General features: G+C 66.2%; 1 protein-coding gene. It reads right to left on the minus strand.

From position 1 onward, the window contains the following. Positions 1-240, minus strand: a 240-nt coding sequence (locus tag AAEY75_RS16865) for a 5'-nucleotidase C-terminal domain-containing protein (protein WP_352260316.1), incomplete at both ends; no start/stop codon positions are given.

Below are 240 nucleotides of genomic sequence, written 5' to 3' on the forward strand. Positions count from 1 at the left end.
GTCTTGATCTGTGCGCCGCTGAGGTCCATCGACACCAGGTCGTTGGCGAACGGCTGGATGGCGAACAGCTCGCCCCAGGTCACTTCACCGCTGTCGAGATCGGCGCGGATGCCGCCCGGGTTCATGAAGCTGATCTGCGCATTGGTCGCCACGCGCTGGGCATCGGCGATCAGATTACCCAGCGCGGATTCACCGGCCGGCGTTTCGCTGCGGGCAAGAGCGCCTTGCGCGAGCCCGACC

This window comes from Psychrobacter sp. TB55-MNA-CIBAN-0194 (genome assembly GCF_040309505.1).
Lineage (GTDB): Bacteria > Pseudomonadota > Gammaproteobacteria > Pseudomonadales > Moraxellaceae > Psychrobacter > Psychrobacter fozii.